Below are 914 nucleotides of genomic sequence, written 5' to 3'. Positions count from 1 at the left end.
TGGTAAACGGCACGTATCGGGCGCTTCAACTTCTTGTCCGTCCATGTCATGGCGCCAAGATAAACCCGCTTGCCTTCCCGCTCTTCACAGCACATGCCGTCTTGCCGAGCGATCATCAACCACTCTTCCGGCGCTTCCCGGCGCAGGTTGCGCTTGACGATGAAATCAACGTTTTCGTCCAGACAGAGATTTAGATTTTCCATCGCGTCATTGCCGGCATCCATGCGCACGAGCAAGGGCAAGTCCGTGACCCGACGGGCATAGTCCAAGCTGTGTGACAGAAAGGCGTCGGCTTCTTTTTGCACATGGGTAGAGCCTTCGCGCAGATTGACGTTGACCCCATACCCTTCCTGCCCCAGATAAGCAAAAAACGGGGCATAGCCGTTCACCTTCTTGTAGGTCAGGGATACGCCTTCTTTTTTCGTATTGCTGTTGTCAAACGGCGAGACGTCCAAATCCAGCGGCAGCCACGATTGGGTTTCGCCTAGACGGTCGGTCGTCTGAACAGGAGTCAGCGGAACGTTAAGCGCGCGAAGCAAATCGGCGGACTCTTCCAGTAAAATGGTTTGCCACTCATAACTGCTGGCTGCGGCCAGATCCAGACGCTGTCGAAGTGTGGGTGACGACGGGATCTGTTTAATACCGAGCGATTTTGCGAAGAAACGATCGGCTCGAAAGGATTCAATCTGGTCAAAGTCACTTTTTCCTTGGCAGAGCAAGCCCAGATAGGCAACCATGACATCGGAGTGAGAGACGTTGGGTTGCATGGCGCCGGGCAGCGAGCAACGAACCAGACGTTTGGCCATTTGGGTATGAGAAAGGAGCAAGCCGATGAGGGCAAGACCTGAATGAGCGGTAAGCAGTTCCAACGATTGATCGAGTTGAAAGCGAACAGATTTCACGGGTACACCTCC

General features: G+C 53.9%; 1 protein-coding gene. It reads right to left on the bottom strand.

Features of this window, described 5'->3' with window-relative positions; genetic code table 11:
• A partial coding sequence (locus LRL21_RS44700; protein ID WP_240422202.1) for an IS1380 family transposase occupies window positions 1-902 on the bottom strand: 902 nt, incomplete at its 3' end.
• Between the last annotated feature and the right edge of the window lie 12 nt (window positions 903-914).

The sequence above is a fragment of the Paenibacillus periandrae genome, from assembly GCF_022458865.1.
Classification (GTDB): domain Bacteria; phylum Bacillota; class Bacilli; order Paenibacillales; family NBRC-103111; genus Paenibacillus_S; species Paenibacillus_S periandrae.
Note: the sequence above shows the minus strand (reverse complement) of the source record. Positions and strands in the feature narration are given on the sequence as shown.